Here is a 14,395-nt window from a genome sequence, read left to right on the forward strand (position 1 = left end):
CGTGTGCCCTGTAGCCCCATCCCAAAGGGGAAGCCGTGGAGCGTGCGGCTCCAGGCTTCCCCAGGTCGGTGCGGGATCAGTCGAACAGGTCGCCCAGTGCGCGGCCCACGCCGCCGCCCTGCTGGCTGCTCTCGCCGCCTAGGCCGTGCTCGAATTCCTCGTAGGGCTGCACGACTACGAAGCCGTCACCCTGGAAGACCATCTGGTAGGTTTCGCCGCCACCGCGCCCGAAGATCGAGCGCAGGCTCTGATCCATGCGGAGCTGCGGCTGGAGGTTGCCGCTCCACGCGACCGTGGCGTTCGGGTCGGTGAAGATCGGCTCGTTCGGCGTGACCCGAAGCGTCAGCGGCTTGCCGTGTGACAGGATCGCGACCAGGCCGTTGCCGGACATGCGCACGCTGAACAGCCCCCCGGCGGCGTACCCGGCGATCCGGCGCATCATGGTGATGTCGTACTGCACGCTGTCCTCGAACGCCAGCAGGTCGTTGCCGTTCACGTTGATGGTGTCGCCCTGGAGTCTCAGGATCTGGATTTCCTTGCCCTGATCGGCGAGGTACACCACGCCCCGGCCCTCAATCTTCGCCAGTGGGCTCATCTCCTGGGTCACGGCGCGCTTGAGGGCCTTCATCAGGCCACCTTCCAGGGTGCCCTCGCGCTTGAAGTTGAGGTTGCCCTTGTAGGCGATCATGGCGCCCAGCTTGCTCCACACGCGGCCGTTGACCTTGACCTCCAGCATCTTGCTGGATTCCAGTTCGAAGACGTCGCCCGGCTGGTCCCGCTCGGCGGTCTGCGCCACGAAGTCGCGGAGGGAGTAGGTGCCGTCACTTCCAGGGTGCATGTTCGTCATACAGGCCACAGTACGACGGCCGCCGCAGGAAGGTTTCCGAGGCCCCGGCGGCGTAGACAACGGGACACCCTTATCTTGACTAAACCACTCGGATTACTTGAAAATGCGCCCCCATGAAGCACCCCCTTCTGCTGTCCGCCGTGCTTGCCACCAGCGCTGCCTCCGCCCAGACCCTGACCATCACGCACGACGAGGGCAAGGCGACCGTGCCGAGCAACCCCAGACGCATCGTCGTGATGGATGAGGAATCGCTCGGCTGGATCGCCGCGCTGGGCCTCAGCGACCGCGTCGTGGGGCTGGCCAGCGCCTACCTGACCCCCAGCGACGTTGACGGCACCACCATCAAGCCGAACGTGCTGAAAGACGGCTTCTTTGGCCGCACCAGGCTGGGGAATCCCGCGTACGTCGGCGACTGGCAGAAGCCCAACCTGGAGGTCATCACGGCGCTGAAGCCCGACCTGATCGTGCGCCTGACGTGGGACGGCAACCAGAACTACGACACCCTGAGCAAGATCGCGCCCACGGTGGGTTACAAAGAGGGCGGCACCGGCTTCTGGCAGAAGGGTCTGCGCGACCTGGCCCGCGTGTTCGGCAAGCAGGTGCAGGCCGAGCAGGTGATCCGCGCCGTGGCCGAGACCAACCGCACCAACGGCCGCAAGCTGCTGGACGCCGACATCTTCCGCAAGTACCCCAAGGTGATCGTGGTCGCGCCCTTCGCGGGCGGGCAGAACTGGGTGTACACCGCCACCCGCCTGATTCCTGACCTGAAGGCCCTGGGCTTCAAGGACGGCTACAGCGCCAGCAAGACCACGCTGGGCGTCGGCGCGCAGATCAGCGACGAGGCGCTGCTGGGCCTGGACAAGCAGACCCTGGTGGTGCTGTTCCCCCCCGGCGGCAAGTACAACGGCGTGGAAGCCTTCCTGAAGACGCCCATCGGCCAGCGTCTGAGCGCCCAGAGCGTCGTGTACGTGCCCGAGGACTTCAGCGCGTACACCGGCCCGCTGGTGAGCGTGCGCAACAGCACCGACCTGACGCGCATCATCCTCGAGAAGTTGAAGTGAGCCCGGCCCTTGACCGCCGCTGATCGGCCCTCCCGTCTGCCCTTGTGCGCGGACGTCTCCCGCGCGCTGGGCGAGGATCCCATCGGCACCGCGCCGCACTGGCAGGAGGTGACGGTGCTGGAACTGGACGTGCCGGTGTGGTCGAAGGTGCGCGATGTGGCGAACTGGACGCCCCAGCACCACCGCCTGTTCGAGCGCCTGCGCGGCAAGGTCGAGGCCAGCGGTGCGGGCTTCGGCCTGCTGATGAGCGCCCCGGCCACGCGCGGGCAGCCCCTGCGCGTGAGGCACTACACGCTGGGCGCGGGCGGCTACGGGCGGCGCGACTACGCCAGCGACCTGCCGCAGGCCGAGTGGGTGCGCGGCCTGACCGACACCCTGCTCGACCCGCAGCACTTGAGCGCGTGGGAAGAACAGGCGGTGCCGCTGGGGCCGGACGTGCACGTCTGCACGCACGGCACCGTGGACGCCGCGTGCGGGCGCTACGGGGTGCCGGTCTACCACCACCTGGCAGCGGCGGGCGAGCGCGCGTGGCGCACTGGCCATTTCGGTGGGCACCGCTTCGCCGCCACCGCCGTGGAGCTGCCGAGCGGCCTGCTGTGGGCGCACCTGACGCCGGACCTGGCCGTGCAGGTGGCCCGCCGGGAGGTGCCTCCCGCCGAGGTGGCCCGGCACCTGCGGGGGTTCAGCGGCCTGCCCCCGCTGGCGCAGGTGGTGGACCGTGACCTGCTGGTGCGCCACGGCTGGGACTGGCTCGCGGCCCGCCGCTGGGCCGAGGTGGATGGGGAAGACGTCACGCTGCAGTTCGAGTGGCGCGGCGAGTGCGGCCTCGTCCGGGCCACCGTCACCCACGATCTGCTCAGCGTGCCAGGCTCCAGCCACAAGCCCGAATGGTCGGACGTCCGGCAGTACCGGCTCCAGTGGACGGCCTGACATGACGTGCTGTCCTGGACACCACCGGTCATGGCGTTGAGCCGTCCCTCCACCCTGTCCCGAGCCGTATGGCTGCCCATCACGGCGGCGCTGCTGCTGCTCGCGGCGCTGGCCTCGCTGGCGTTCGGGGCCAGTGACCTGCCCCTGGGGCACCTGCCGGGCCTGCTGCTGCACCCCGACGACAGCACTGAGAGTCTGGTGATCCACACCCTGCGGCTGCCGCGCACGCTGGTCGCCGCGCTGGCCGGGGCGGGGCTGGGCGTGTCGGGCCTGCTGCTCCAGGCGGTCACGCGCAACCCGCTGGCCGATCCCGGCATCCTGGGCGTGGAGGCGGGGGGCGCGCTGGGCATTCTGGTGATGGTCGTGTTCTTTCCGGCGGCCCCGGCGTGGCTGTTCGTGCCCGCCGCCTTCCTGGGCGGCACGCTGGCGGCGCTGGTCGCGTATGGCGTCGCCCGCTCGGTCGGCGTGACGCCGCTGCGGCTGGCGCTGGCGGGGGTGGCCGTCGCCTCGCTTGCGGGGGCCGCCACCCGCGCCATCCAGATCCTGTGGGAATCGCGCGCCCAGGGGGCGCTGTCCTCACTGGCGGGCAGTGTCGCCGGCCAGAGCTGGGCCGACGCCTCGCAGATCGCTCCCTGGGTCGTCGCTGGGCTCGTGCTCGCGCTGCTCCTCACGCCGCGCGTGAACATCCTGGCGCTGGGCGAGGACGTGGCGCGCGGCCTGGGCGCCCGCACCGAGCGCGACTCCGCCATCATCACGGGGCTGGGCGTGCTGCTGGCCGCCGCGTCGGTCAGCGTGGTCGGCCCCATCGGCTTCGTCGGGCTGGTCGTGCCCCACGCCGCCCGCGCCCTGGTCGGGCCGGATCACCGCTTTGGTCTGCCGGTGGCCGCCCTGCTGGGCGCGGCCTTCCTCGTCACCGCCGACGTGGCCGCCCGCCTGGTCGACCGCCCGGCCGAGACGCCCGTCGGGATTCTCGTGGCGGCCGTCGGAGCTCCGTTCTTCGTGTTGATCGCCCGGTGGCGGGCGAAGTGATGCCACCTGTCCGCCTGCACCCTCAAAGGAAGTCTCCATGAACAAGATCCTCAGCCTGTCCGTCCTGACGGCTCTCTCTGTCGCCGTGGCCGCCTCCGTCAGCGTGAAGCACGACCTCGGTACACTGACCTTGCCTGCTCCTGCCAAGCGCGTGGTGGCGCTGGAATATTCATTCCTGGACACGCTGGTTGCACTGGGCGTCACGCCAGTGGGTGGCTCGCTCGGCACCCAGGGCGGCGACCGGGGCGCTCCGCCGTACCTCGCGCCGCGCATGAAGGGCATCCTGGCCACGGGGAGCCGCGCCCAGCCCAGCCTGGAGGCCATCGCCGCCGCCCGGCCCGACCTGATCCTGGCCGACGCCTTCGTGCACAAGGACCTGCTGGGCCAGTTCGGGAAGCTCGCGCCCACCGCCGCGTTCCAGAGCCGCCGGGGCAGCGTGGACGACCTGAACGCCCAGACCCTTGCCATCGGGCAACTCGTGGGCCGCGAGGCCGCCGCCCGCCGGCTGCTGGCCGACCAGGCGTCGCTGAACGCCAAGGCGCGGGCCTTCACAAAGCGCGGCGCGCCAACCTTCGTCGCGGCCGTGATCACGCCCCGCACCGTCACTGTTCATACCGACGAGAGTTTCGTGGGGAGCTACCTGGAGACCCTGGGCCGCACGAACGCCCTGAAGGTCAAGGATGGGCAGACGCAGTATGAGGTCTCGCTGGAGGGCCTGGTCGCCCTGCAACCCCAGACGCTGGTACTGTTCACCGCCCCCGACGAGAAGCCGATCACCGACACGTGGCGCACGAACCCCCTGTGGCAGAAGCTGCCGGCCGTGGCGCGCGGGCGCGTGTACGTCTTCGACCGCGACAACTGGACGCGTGGACGCGGCCCCCTCGCCCTGAAGCTGATGGTGCGCGAGGCCATCGACAGCCGGTTCCTCCAGGACGCCGTGCCCGGCAGCCCATTCCGCTATTGACTGTTCCACGGTTGACTGGAGATGCACCCTTGACCGCTCTGCCCACCACACCCAGATTCACGACTGCCCGCGCCGTCGCGCTCGGGGTGCTGCTGGCCGCTGCGACCGTGGTGATCGCGGTGCTCGCCCTGGGCGTGGGCGCCGTGAAGACGCCGGTCGGCGAGGTCGTGCAGGTGATCTTCGGGCACGGCGACGCCCTGACCCGGCAGCTCGTGCTCGACCTGCGCGCGCCGCGCATCGTGGTGGCCGTGCTGGCCGGCGCGATGTTCGCCGCGTCCGGCGCGATGATGCAGGGCGTCATCCGCAATCCGCTGGCCTCGCCGGATCTCATCGGGGTGGGGGCGGGCGCGGGGCTGGCGGCCACCCTCTATCTGCTCGCGTGGCCCGGCTCTCCTCCCGGCGGCCTGCCGTGGGCGGCGCTGGTCGGCGCGTGGGTGGGCTTCGGGCTGGTGCTGCTGCTGGCGCGCGAGTGGAACGGGCAGCGGGTGAATACCCTGCACCCGGTGCGGCTGGCGCTGGTCGGGGTGGCGGTGGCCGCCGCCCTGGGCGCTGTGCAGCAGCTCGTGCTGGTGCGCGCGCCCGACGGCCTGGGCGCCGCCCTGACCTTCCTGGCGGGCAGCGTGTACGGCGCGGACGCGGCCCGCGCCGCCCGCCTGCTGCCGTGGGCGCTGGTGCTGCTGCCCGCCGCGCTGCTGCTGGCACGCACGCTGGACGTCCTGAACCTCGGCGAAGACCTTGCCACCAGCCTCGGCACCCGCGTGAACGCCGCCCGGCTGCTCAGCCTGACGGTCGCCGTCGCGCTGGCGGGCGCGGCGGTGACGGGCGCGGGCATCCTGGGGTTCGTTGGCCTGCTCGCCCCACACGTCGCGCGGCTGCTGGTGGGTGGCCGGCACGCGCGGCTGTTGCCCGTCAGCATGCTGCTGGGCGCGCTGCTGGTGCTCGCTGCCGACACGCTGGGCCGCACGCTGCTGCCCCCGCTGGAGGTGCCGGCGGGCCTGTTCACGACCCTGGTCGGCGCCCCATACTTCCTCTCACTGCTGCGGCGCAGCGCCTGAAGGCTCCATGACAGATGCAGACCACACCAGCCCCGCTCCACTCGTGACCACTGGCCTCAAGCTGGGGTACGGGCAGAGCATCATCATCCCGGATCTCGACCTGCGCGTGAGCGGCGGCCGGATCACCAGCATCATTGGCCCCAACGGCTGCGGCAAGAGCACGCTGCTGCGCGCCCTGGCGCGGCTGCTGCCCATGTCCGGCGGCCAGATCGAGCTGTACGGGCAGGCCCTGCACGCCCTGCCCAGCCGCGAGGTCGCCCGCCGACTCGCCATCCTGCCGCAGGGGCCCACCGCCCCCGAGGGCCTGAGTGTCGAGGATCTCGTGTGGTTCGGCCGCCACCCCCACCAGGGCCGCTTCCCGGTGCGCCGCCAGGAAGACCGCGAGGCGGTGCACTGGGCGCTCGACCAGACCGGCATGCGGATCTTCGCCGGACGGCCGCTCGACGCCCTCAGCGGCGGGCAGCGCCAGCGCGCGTGGATCGCCATGAGCCTCGCCCAGCAGACCGACATCCTGCTGCTGGACGAACCGACCACGTATCTCGACCTTTCCCACCAGCTCGAGGTGCTCCAGCTCGCCCAGCGCCTCAATCAGGATCAGGGCAAGACCGTCGTGATGGTGCTCCACGACCTCAACCAGGCCGTGCGCTACTCCGACGAGATCATCGCCCTGCATGCCGGACAGGTGTACGCGCAGGGGCCGGCAGCGGACATCCTGACCCACGAGTTGCTGCGCGACGTCTTTCACCTGAGGGGGCACATCCTGGCCGACCCGGATACCGGGAAGCCGCACGTGATTCCCTACGCGCTGACTCGGTAGCCCTCTCAGGCCCCGACGAGCGCTCCCAGACGCGCGAGGACTTCGCGGATGTTCTCCATGCTGGTGGCGTAGCTCAGGCGCACCTGCCCCGGCGCGCCGAAATCCGTGCCGGGCACGACCGCCACGCGCGCCTCGTCGAGTATCCGGCGGGCTGCCTCCAGCTCGTTCGGATCGATGCGGTCGGTGCCCGCCATGACGTAGAACGCGCCATGCGGGGTCGGCGTCGGCAACTCCAGGGCGTTCAGGCCTGCCACGATCACGTCCCGCCGCTCGCGGTAGGCGTTCCTCGCCATTCCGATGAAGCTCGCCGTCTCCTCGTGCTGCTCCAGCGCGGCCAGGGCGGCGTATTGACTGACGCTGCTGGCGTTGGAGGTGCTCTGAGACTGGATGGCGTTCATGGCCGCGATCACGGCCTTCGGGCCGCCCGCATAGCCAATGCGCCACCCGGTCATGGCGTAGGCCTTGCTCGCGCCGTTGACCGTCAGCGTGTGCTCCGGCGCGAAGGTTCCGATGCTGACCTGCTGCGCCCCATACACCAGATGCTCGTACATCTCGTCGGTGACGATCATCAGGCCGTGGTGCTGGGCGATGGCCGCGACCGCCTCCAGCACGTCTGGTGGGAACACCGCGCCCGTCGGGTTGCCGGGGCTGTTCAGCACGATCATGCGTGTTCTGGGCGTGACCAGCGCCTCCAGCACGCCCGGATCGAGCTGGAACCCGGACTCCGGCGTGGTCGGCACGGGTACCGGCACCGCACCCGTAAGCGCCACCATCTCCGGGTAACTCACCCAGTACGGCGCGGGAATCAGCACCTCGTCGCCGGGGTTCAGCAGCGCGAAGAAGGCATTGAACAGCGCCTGCTTGCCACCGCTGGTGACGGTCACGGCATCCGGCGCGTGGGTCAGACTGTTCTCACGGGCGAACTTCGCGCTGATCGCCTCGCGCAGTTCGGCAATCCCACTCACCGCCGTGTACTTCGTCTTGCCACTCTCAATGGCGGCGATCGCGGCAGCCTTCACGTGCGGCGGCGTGTCGAAATCCGGTTCGCCCACGCTCATCGAGATCACGTCGATGCCCTGCCGCTGGAGTTCCAGGGCGCGGCTCGACACCGCGACCGTCGAGGAGGGCTTGAGACTCAGGGACTTCTCGGACAGACGAAAGGGGCCGCTCATCCCCCGAAGGTACAGGCGACCCGGCAGGAGTGGGCCAAGAGGTTTAGAAGCGGTAGGTGATTCCGAGGTTCGCGCCGGGCAGCACCAGCCCGGTGCCCTGTCCGGCCGCAAAGGCGTACCGCAACTTACCCTCCGCAAACCAGCCCAACGAACTGGATCCGAACTGTCCTTTCAGGCCACCTACTGCGCCGACCATCAGCACGCCACCGCCGGGAACGAACGCCACCCCTGGCCCGCCGTAGACGTTCAGCGGGCCGGTTGCGCCGGAGAACAGCACATCAGCTCCCAGCAGCGTGAGCGGGCCCGGCGCGCTGGAATCGAACCACAGGGCCAGACCTGCCGTTCCCCGCACCCCAACCTTGACGTCACTGAACTGCCCCAGATCGGCGCTCAAGCCCAGTGTGGCCGTAGGCACGAGATACGCTTCCGTGCCCAAGCCGGCCCAGGCAGTGACGCCCTGTGCTGATGCGGGGGTGAGGGTGGCGACCAGAGTGAGGGCAAGTGTTCGCTTCCAAGTCATGGCCCGAGCGTACCGTCCGGTTCCAGGTCACGGAGATGCACATGCGGCGCGTGGCCCAAAGGAACCGGGAGCCACCTGCAGGCGACTCCCGGTGAGACCGACTCCGTTCTCAGTTCAGCAGGCCGATGCTGCGGGCGCGGCTCACGGCCTCGGTGCGGTCGCCCGCGTCGAGTTTGGCGTACAGGCGGGCGAGGTGGTCCTTGACGGTGTCGGGCGACACGCCCAGGTTCTTGGCGATTTCCTTGTTGCTGTAGCCCTGGGCGAGCAGCGGCAGCACCTCGGATTCGCGGGGGGTCAGGCGGGGCACGTTCACGTGCGGCAGGCGGTCGATCTCTGGGTTGGCCACGATGTCGCGCAGCTGGCGGGCCAGGCTCTCGGGATCGGTTTCTTTGCTCACGTACCCGCGGGCTCCGGCGGCGCGGGCGGCCTGCACGATGGCGGGCTCGGCGAAGGTGGTGATCAGCACCGACACGACGTGCGGGTTGCTCAGGCGCAGTCTCTCGCACACCTCGATGCCGGTCATGCCGGGCATCTTCACGTCGAGCAGCGCGGCGTCGGGTTGCAGGGTGCGGCAGGCGTCCAGGGCGGCCAGGCCGTCGGCGGCCTCGGCCACCACGTCGAAGCCCTGGTTGATCAGGGCGTACTTCAGGCCCATACGGAACAGCGGGTGATCGTCGGCGATTACGAGTCTCATGGGATGACCTCCGGGAGGACGAGGGTGAAGTGCGTGTAGGTGGCGGGCGGACGGGCGTGGCTGGGCGGTTCCGGAGGAATGTCGGGCGGGGCGCGGTCGTACTGGAGGCTGCCGCCATGTGCCTCGGCGATGCGCCGGGCGATGAACAGGCCCAGTCCGGCCGTGCCGGCGGTGTACTGCTGACCGGCGATGGTGGTGGGCTGCGTGTTGAAGGGCTGCGCGAGTTCCGAGATGGGGACGGTCAGGCCGGGGCCGTCGTCGGAGACGATGACGCCGCGCGGGGTGACGCTCAGGATGATCTCGTGCGTGGCGTAGCGCACGGCGTTCTCGGTGAGGTTGGTGATGGCGCGTTCCAGCACTTGGGCGTCCACGTCGGCTTCACCGTGGCCGTGCACTTGAACGCTCAGGCCACGGGCGTCCGCCTGGGGGTGCACGCGGCGCGCCACACCGTCGAGCAGGGCGCGCAGATCGGTGGCCTGCCGGTGCACGTTCACGTCCTCCCGCTCGAAGCGGTGGGCGTCGGCCATCTGCTGCACCAGGGCCAGCAGGCGGGTGGTTTCGGCCTGGATCTGTGCGCCCACCTCGCGCTTCTCGGCGTCTGGCAGGGGCAGCGTCGTGAGCACCCCCGTGAGGTGACCGGTGGCGATCAGCGGGGTCTTCAGGTCGTGCACCAGCGTGGCGATAAAGGCGTTGCGGCGCGTTTGCTCGACGCTCAGGCGGCCCAGCAGGTCCGCGAAGGCGGAGCGCAGCGCCAGGATCTCAGCCGGGTCGTCGGCGTGCGGCTGCGCGAAGTCACCGCGTTCCACCTCGGACTGCAGCAGGCTCAGGGATCGCAGAAGGGTGCCGCTCAGCAGGTAGCCCACGGCGGCGCACAGCCCGCCGACCACGACCATCCAGCTCACCAGACTGGCGACGGGCACGCTGGGCTGCGCCATGAAGGTCAGCACCAGGTTCGGCAGGAAGGCCAGCATGAAGATCACCAGCGTGAACTGTGAGCGCAGGGTCGCCTTCCGCGGCCGGCGGGGCGTCGTGGACGCCGCCTCGGCGGGTAGGAATACAGCGCGCGCACTCATGGGTTCAGCGTACGCAGCGGCGTCTGACAGAACCGTCACGGCTAGAAGGGCGGCCCCGCGTTTGTCAAGCCCCACCCCCGGCTGGGTGGATGGCGTGCCAGCGCGGAAAACTGACCGATGGCCCAACTGCCGGAGGACGTTCCTCACGTGTGGCGGCGCTCCAACCACCACCCCCGGCCGCGGCGCCTCACCGCGTGGCCGGGGGTGGGGAGGGGGAGTGAACCCTGCCGGGGAGGGGGTTACTCGTCGGTGCTCAGCACCGCCAGGAAGGCCTCCTGCGGCACCTCCACCGTGCCGATCTGCTTCATGCGGGCACGGCCCTTCTTCTGCTTGTTCAGCAGCTTCTTCTTGCGGGAGATGTCGCCGCCGTAGCACTTGGCCAGAACGTCCTTGCGGTAGGCCTTCACGGTCGCGCGGGCGATGATCTTCCCGCCAATGGTGGCCTGCACGGGCACCGGGAACATCTGGCGGGGGATGACCTCGGCCATCTTGTCCACGATCTTGCGGCCGATGGCGTAGGCCTTGTCCTCGTGCACGATCACGGCCAGGGCGTCCACGACCTCGTTGTTCACCATGATGTCCACCTTGCGCAGGTCGCCGTCGCGGTAGCCGGTCTGCTCGTAGTCCATGCTGGCGTACCCGCGCGAGATGGACTTCAGGCGGTCGTGGAAGTCGTACAGGATCTCGGCGAAGGGCACGTCGTACAGCAGTTCCACGCGCTTGCCCAGGTAATTCATGGTGATCATCGAGCCCCGGCGCTCCTGCAGGAGCTGCATGACCGGCCCCACGTGCTCCTCGGGCAGCATGATCGAGAGTTTGATGAACGGCTCCTCGGTGCGGCTGATGCGGTCGCGGGTGGGGAACTCGGCCGGGTTCTGCGTCTCGAACACCTCGCCGTTGGTCAGCGTCAGGCGGTAGATCACGGCGGGCGCGGTGGCGATCAGGTCGAGGTCGTACTCGCGCTCCAGGCGTTCCTGGATGATCTCGGCGTGCAGCAGGCCCAGGAAGCCGCAGCGGAAGCCGAAGCCCAGCGCCTCCGAGGTCTCCGGCTCGAAGGTGAACGCCGCATCGTTGAGCTTGAGCTTCTCCAACGCGTCGCGCATCTTGCGGTAATCCTCGGTGTCGGTCGGGTACAGGCCCGAGAACACCACCGGCTGCGCGGGCTTGAAGCCGGGAAACGGTTCGGGCGTGGGCCGGTCTTTCTGCGTGATCGTGTCGCCTACCTGCGCGTCGTGGATGTCGCGGATTCCAGCCGCGATCCAGCCGACGGACCCGGCCTCCAGCGCCTCGCCCACGACCAGCGCCGGCGTGAAGAACCCCACCCGGTCCACGTCGAAGGTCTTGCCGGAGTTCACTAGCATGATCGGCTGCCCCTTGCTCAGGGTGCCTTCCAGCACCCGCACGAACAGGATCACGCCCTGGTACGCGTCGTAGAAGGAATCGAAGATCAATGCCTTCAGGGGCGCGGCCGGATCGCCGCTCGGCGCGGGAATGCGCTCGACGATGGCCTCCAGGATTTCCGGAATGCCGATCCCCGCCTTGCCCGACGCGAACACGGCGTCCGATGCGGGAATGCCGATCACGTCCTCCAGTTCCTTGGCGGCCCCCTCAGGGTCGGCCGCGGGCAGGTCGATCTTGTTGATGACCGGGATGATCTCCAGGTTGGAGTCGATCGCCAGGTACGCGTTCACGATGGTCTGCGCCTCGACGCCCTGCGAGGCGTCTACCAGCAGCAGCACGCCCTCGCACGCGGCGAGCGAGCGGGACACCTCGTAGTTGAAGTCCACGTGTCCCGGCGTGTCGATCAGGTTGAAGGTGAAGCTCTCGCCGCTGTCTCTGGTGTACGTCAGGCGGATCGGCGTGGACTTGATGGTGATGCCGCGCTCGCGTTCGAGTTCCAGGGTATCGAGCGTCTGGTCGCGCTTGTCGCGCTCGCCCATCGCGCCCAGCCGCTCAAGGATGCGGTCGGCCAGCGTGGACTTGCCGTGGTCCACGTGGGCGATGATGGAGAAGTTCCTGACATGGTCTGGCCGAAGAGTCACGCCCCGTAGTCTAGCGGGCACCCGCTGAAATACGCAGGTGCGGCTCACCGTCGCGCGGCCGTAGCGGCGTGACCGGCCACGCGGCCAGCAGGAGCGCCAGCAGCACGACCCCGCCGCCCAGGTACCCGAGCTGCGCCAGGTGCGCGCCCGCGAAGGCCCCGCCCAGAGGAGCGCCCAGCGCCTGCCCCACGTACAGGGCGCTGGCATTCAGCGCCAGGGCCACGCCCGAGGCGTCCGGAGCGAGTTCCACGATGCGGGACTGCTGCGGCGGATTGACCATCAGCGCGCCGACGCCCCAGACGAGCACGGCCGCGCCTACCCCCCACTCGCTGCCCAGCACCAGCGGCAGCACCAGCATGGCCCCGGCGGCCAGGGCCAGCCCAAGGCGCAGCGTGCCCGGACTGCTCCAGAAGTCGGTGAGCCGCCCGCCCAGCGCGTTCCCGATTAGGCCCGCCGCGCCGAACAGCAGCAGGATCAACGTGATTCCCCCGGCGTCCAGGCCCGTCAGGCCGCGCAGCGCCGTGACGAGGTACGGATACACCGTGAACTGCCCCAGGTACAGCAGGCCCATGACTAGCAGCGTGCGGAGCAGGGCCGGGCGGCGCACCAGCGCGAACCAGGGCGTGGTGGGCGGCGTGACGGCCACGGGCCGGACGAGCGCCGCAATGCCAGCAAAGGCCAGCATGCTCAGCGCCACGACCAGCCAGAAGGCCACGCGCCATCCGAAGGTGCCGCCGATCCAGGTGCCCAGAGGCATGCCCAGCACGGTGGCCACGGGAATGCCCACGAACACCAGCGCCAGCGCCCGTCCCCGCAGGTCCGGCGTGACCAGGGCCGCCGCGACGCCCGACGCGACCGGTGTGAACAGGCTCGCGCCCACGGCGGACAGGCCGCGCGCCAGCAGCAGCAGGCCGAACGACGGCGCAAGGGCCGCCGCCAGGTTTCCCAGCGTGAACAGTCCCAGTCCCACGAGCAGTAGCGTCTTGCGGGGAACGTGGACGGTGACGCTGCCCAGCAACACGGCGCTCAGGGCGTAGGTCAGGGCGTAGGCGGTGATCACGGTGCCGGCCGAACCGAGCGGGACGTCCAGGTCGGCGGAGAGCAGGCCGAGCAGGCCGGCAATGACGAGCGCACTTGTTCCGACCGCGAAATTTCCCAGGGCGAGGATCCACAGAGACCTTGGCATGGCGTGAGCATGCGCGCTAGCTTATGGGGGTACAAGGGTTTGGTTATCCTGGTACTGCTCCTTCCCCCATGCTCCGCGAGCCTCCGAGGTGCCCATGACCACCCTTGATCCGCCTACTGCCAGCAGCCCGGCCCCACGGCGCGCGGAACTCGCGGACTTCCTGCGCTCCCGCCGCCTGCGCCTGGATCCCGAAACGGTCGGTCTGCCCCAGGGTGGCCGCCGCCGCACGCCCGGCCTGCGCCGCGAGGAAGTCGCCATGCTCGCCCAGACCAGCACCACCTGGTACACCTGGCTCGAACAGCAGCGCGATATCCGCGTCTCCGCGCCCCTCCTCGACCGGCTGGCCGACGCCCTGCGCCTCGACCCCGGCGAACGCGCCCACCTGTTCGCCCTGTCCGGCCAGCCCGCCCCGATCCGCGACGTGCCCCGCGAGGACGTGCCCCCCGCCGTGCAGCGCTTCATCCAGGGCCTGCACGACCGCCCCGCCAGCGTCCTGGGCCGCCGCTGGGATTACGTCGCCTGGAACCGCGCCGCCGAGGCCGTGTTCGGCGACATCACCCACCGCGCGCCCGAAGACCGGAATGTGCTGCGCCGCCTGTTCCTGGATCCCAGCCGCCGCAGCTTCTACACCGACTGGCCCTGCGCCGCCGCCGCCACCCTCGCGCAGTTCCGCGCCGACAGTGCCCCTCACATCGACGACCCGTGGTTCACGGAACTGATCGAGGAGATCAGTGCCCGCAGCCCCGACTTCCGCCGCCTGTGGGCCAGGCATGACGTGAAGGGCAACGCCGACGGCCTCAAGGACTTCCAGCATCCCACCGCCGGCCGCATGATCATGGAACACCTGATCCTGCGCGTTCCGGACGCCCCGCACCTGCGGATCATCGTGTACAACGCCCTTCCCGACTGGGACACGCCGGAGAAGCTGAGGCGGCTGCTCGCCGCTGACTGAGCTGTTCTCCACGTCCGACCAGCGCCCAGCGACACGCTCCGGGCCGGGGATGT

At 69.8% G+C, this 14,395-nt stretch carries 14 protein-coding genes; 7 read left to right on the top strand and 7 right to left on the bottom strand.

The genetic code is table 11. The features are described 5' to 3' along the window. Positions 1 to 76 precede the first annotated feature (76 nt). On the bottom strand, positions 77 to 847 hold the full coding sequence (locus E7T09_RS01640) for an AIM24 family protein (RefSeq protein ID WP_136387392.1): 771 nt from the start codon (positions 845 to 847) through the stop codon (positions 77 to 79). 113 nt (positions 848 to 960) lie between these two features. Between E7T09_RS01640 and E7T09_RS01645 the strand changes: the two genes are divergently transcribed. The 6 genes from E7T09_RS01645 to E7T09_RS01670 are packed head-to-tail and all read left to right on the top strand — an operon-like array spanning position 961 to position 6,703. Continuing rightward, entirely contained in the window at positions 961 to 1,908 is a 948-nt protein-coding gene (locus E7T09_RS01645) for an iron-siderophore ABC transporter substrate-binding protein (RefSeq protein WP_136387393.1), read from the top strand. A 9-nt stretch (positions 1,909 to 1,917) separates the two neighbouring features. Beyond that, entirely contained in the window at positions 1,918 to 2,838 is a 921-nt protein-coding gene (locus tag E7T09_RS01650; RefSeq protein WP_136387394.1) for a sucrase ferredoxin, read from the top strand. A gap of 36 nt (positions 2,839 to 2,874) precedes the next feature. Further along, positions 2,875 to 3,867: a FecCD family ABC transporter permease gene (locus E7T09_RS01655; protein WP_370293632.1), complete on the top strand. Its 993-nt coding sequence runs from the start codon at positions 2,875 to 2,877 to the stop codon at positions 3,865 to 3,867. Positions 3,868 to 3,904: 37 nt separating this feature from the next. After that, complete coding sequence (locus E7T09_RS01660; RefSeq protein WP_136387396.1) at positions 3,905 to 4,831, top strand: ABC transporter substrate-binding protein; 927 nt, start codon at positions 3,905 to 3,907, stop codon at positions 4,829 to 4,831. 38 nt (positions 4,832 to 4,869) lie between these two features. After that, on the top strand, positions 4,870 to 5,886 hold the full coding sequence (locus E7T09_RS01665) for a FecCD family ABC transporter permease (RefSeq protein ID WP_370293756.1): 1,017 nt from the start codon (positions 4,870 to 4,872) through the stop codon (positions 5,884 to 5,886). 7 nt (positions 5,887 to 5,893) lie between these two features. Next, complete coding sequence (locus E7T09_RS01670; RefSeq protein WP_136387398.1) at positions 5,894 to 6,703, top strand: ABC transporter ATP-binding protein; 810 nt, start codon at positions 5,894 to 5,896, stop codon at positions 6,701 to 6,703. A 5-nt stretch (positions 6,704 to 6,708) separates the two neighbouring features. Here E7T09_RS01670 and E7T09_RS01675 read toward each other — a convergent pair whose 3' ends face one another. The 6 genes from E7T09_RS01675 to E7T09_RS01700 all read right to left on the bottom strand — a co-directional run bounded on the left by E7T09_RS01675 (position 6,709) and on the right by E7T09_RS01700 (position 13,390). After that, on the bottom strand, positions 6,709 to 7,875 hold the full coding sequence (locus E7T09_RS01675) for a pyridoxal phosphate-dependent aminotransferase (protein ID WP_136387399.1): 1,167 nt from the start codon (positions 7,873 to 7,875) through the stop codon (positions 6,709 to 6,711). A gap of 43 nt (positions 7,876 to 7,918) precedes the next feature. Continuing rightward, complete coding sequence (locus tag E7T09_RS01680; protein ID WP_136387400.1) at positions 7,919 to 8,395, bottom strand: hypothetical protein; 477 nt, start codon at positions 8,393 to 8,395, stop codon at positions 7,919 to 7,921. Positions 8,396 to 8,504: 109 nt separating this feature from the next. Then, positions 8,505 to 9,089, bottom strand: a complete 585-nt coding sequence (locus tag E7T09_RS01685) for a response regulator (protein ID WP_136387401.1) — start codon at positions 9,087 to 9,089, stop codon at positions 8,505 to 8,507. Beyond that, on the bottom strand, positions 9,086 to 10,162 hold the full coding sequence (locus E7T09_RS01690) for a sensor histidine kinase KdpD (RefSeq protein WP_136387402.1): 1,077 nt from the start codon (positions 10,160 to 10,162) through the stop codon (positions 9,086 to 9,088). Before E7T09_RS01690 ends, E7T09_RS01685 begins: the two co-directional genes overlap by 4 nt. A 239-nt stretch (positions 10,163 to 10,401) precedes the next feature. Continuing rightward, positions 10,402 to 12,204 (bottom strand): translation elongation factor 4, encoded by a 1,803-nt coding sequence (lepA, locus tag E7T09_RS01695; RefSeq protein WP_136387403.1) that lies wholly within the window; start codon positions 12,202 to 12,204, stop codon positions 10,402 to 10,404. 10 nt (positions 12,205 to 12,214) lie between these two features. Next, the gene (locus E7T09_RS01700; RefSeq protein WP_136387404.1) at positions 12,215 to 13,390 is read right to left on the bottom strand and encodes an MFS transporter; all 1,176 of its coding nucleotides are present in this window, start codon (positions 13,388 to 13,390) and stop codon (positions 12,215 to 12,217) included. A gap of 94 nt (positions 13,391 to 13,484) precedes the next feature. On the opposite strand from E7T09_RS01700, the gene E7T09_RS01705 reads away from it, so the two are divergent. Further along, complete coding sequence (locus E7T09_RS01705) at positions 13,485 to 14,342, top strand: helix-turn-helix transcriptional regulator (protein ID WP_136387405.1); 858 nt, start codon at positions 13,485 to 13,487, stop codon at positions 14,340 to 14,342. The last annotated feature ends 53 nt before the right edge of the window (positions 14,343 to 14,395 follow it).

The organism is Deinococcus sp. KSM4-11 (assembly GCF_004801415.1).
Lineage (GTDB): Bacteria > Deinococcota > Deinococci > Deinococcales > Deinococcaceae > Deinococcus.

Bases quoted from the DNA above. Each gene is read 5' to 3' on its own strand.
- E7T09_RS01685 (WP_136387401.1), bottom strand. From the start codon at position 9,089: ATGAGACTCGTAATCGCCGACGATCACCCGCTGTTCCGTATGGGCCTG.
- E7T09_RS01645 (WP_136387393.1), top strand. From the start codon at position 961: ATGAAGCACCCCCTTCTGCTGTCCGCCGTGCTTGCCACCAGCGCTGCC.
- E7T09_RS01670 (WP_136387398.1), top strand. From the start codon at position 5,894: ATGACAGATGCAGACCACACCAGCCCCGCTCCACTCGTGACCACTGGC.
- E7T09_RS01700 (WP_136387404.1), bottom strand. From the start codon at position 13,390: ATGCCAAGGTCTCTGTGGATCCTCGCCCTGGGAAATTTCGCGGTCGGA.
- E7T09_RS01680 (WP_136387400.1), bottom strand. From the start codon at position 8,395: ATGACTTGGAAGCGAACACTTGCCCTCACTCTGGTCGCCACCCTCACC.
- E7T09_RS01675 (WP_136387399.1), bottom strand. From the start codon at position 7,875: ATGAGCGGCCCCTTTCGTCTGTCCGAGAAGTCCCTGAGTCTCAAGCCC.
- E7T09_RS01690 (WP_136387402.1), bottom strand. From the start codon at position 10,162: ATGAGTGCGCGCGCTGTATTCCTACCCGCCGAGGCGGCGTCCACGACG.
- E7T09_RS01705 (WP_136387405.1), top strand. From the start codon at position 13,485: ATGACCACCCTTGATCCGCCTACTGCCAGCAGCCCGGCCCCACGGCGC.
- E7T09_RS01640 (WP_136387392.1), bottom strand. From the start codon at position 847: ATGACGAACATGCACCCTGGAAGTGACGGCACCTACTCCCTCCGCGAC.
- E7T09_RS01660 (WP_136387396.1), top strand. From the start codon at position 3,905: ATGAACAAGATCCTCAGCCTGTCCGTCCTGACGGCTCTCTCTGTCGCC.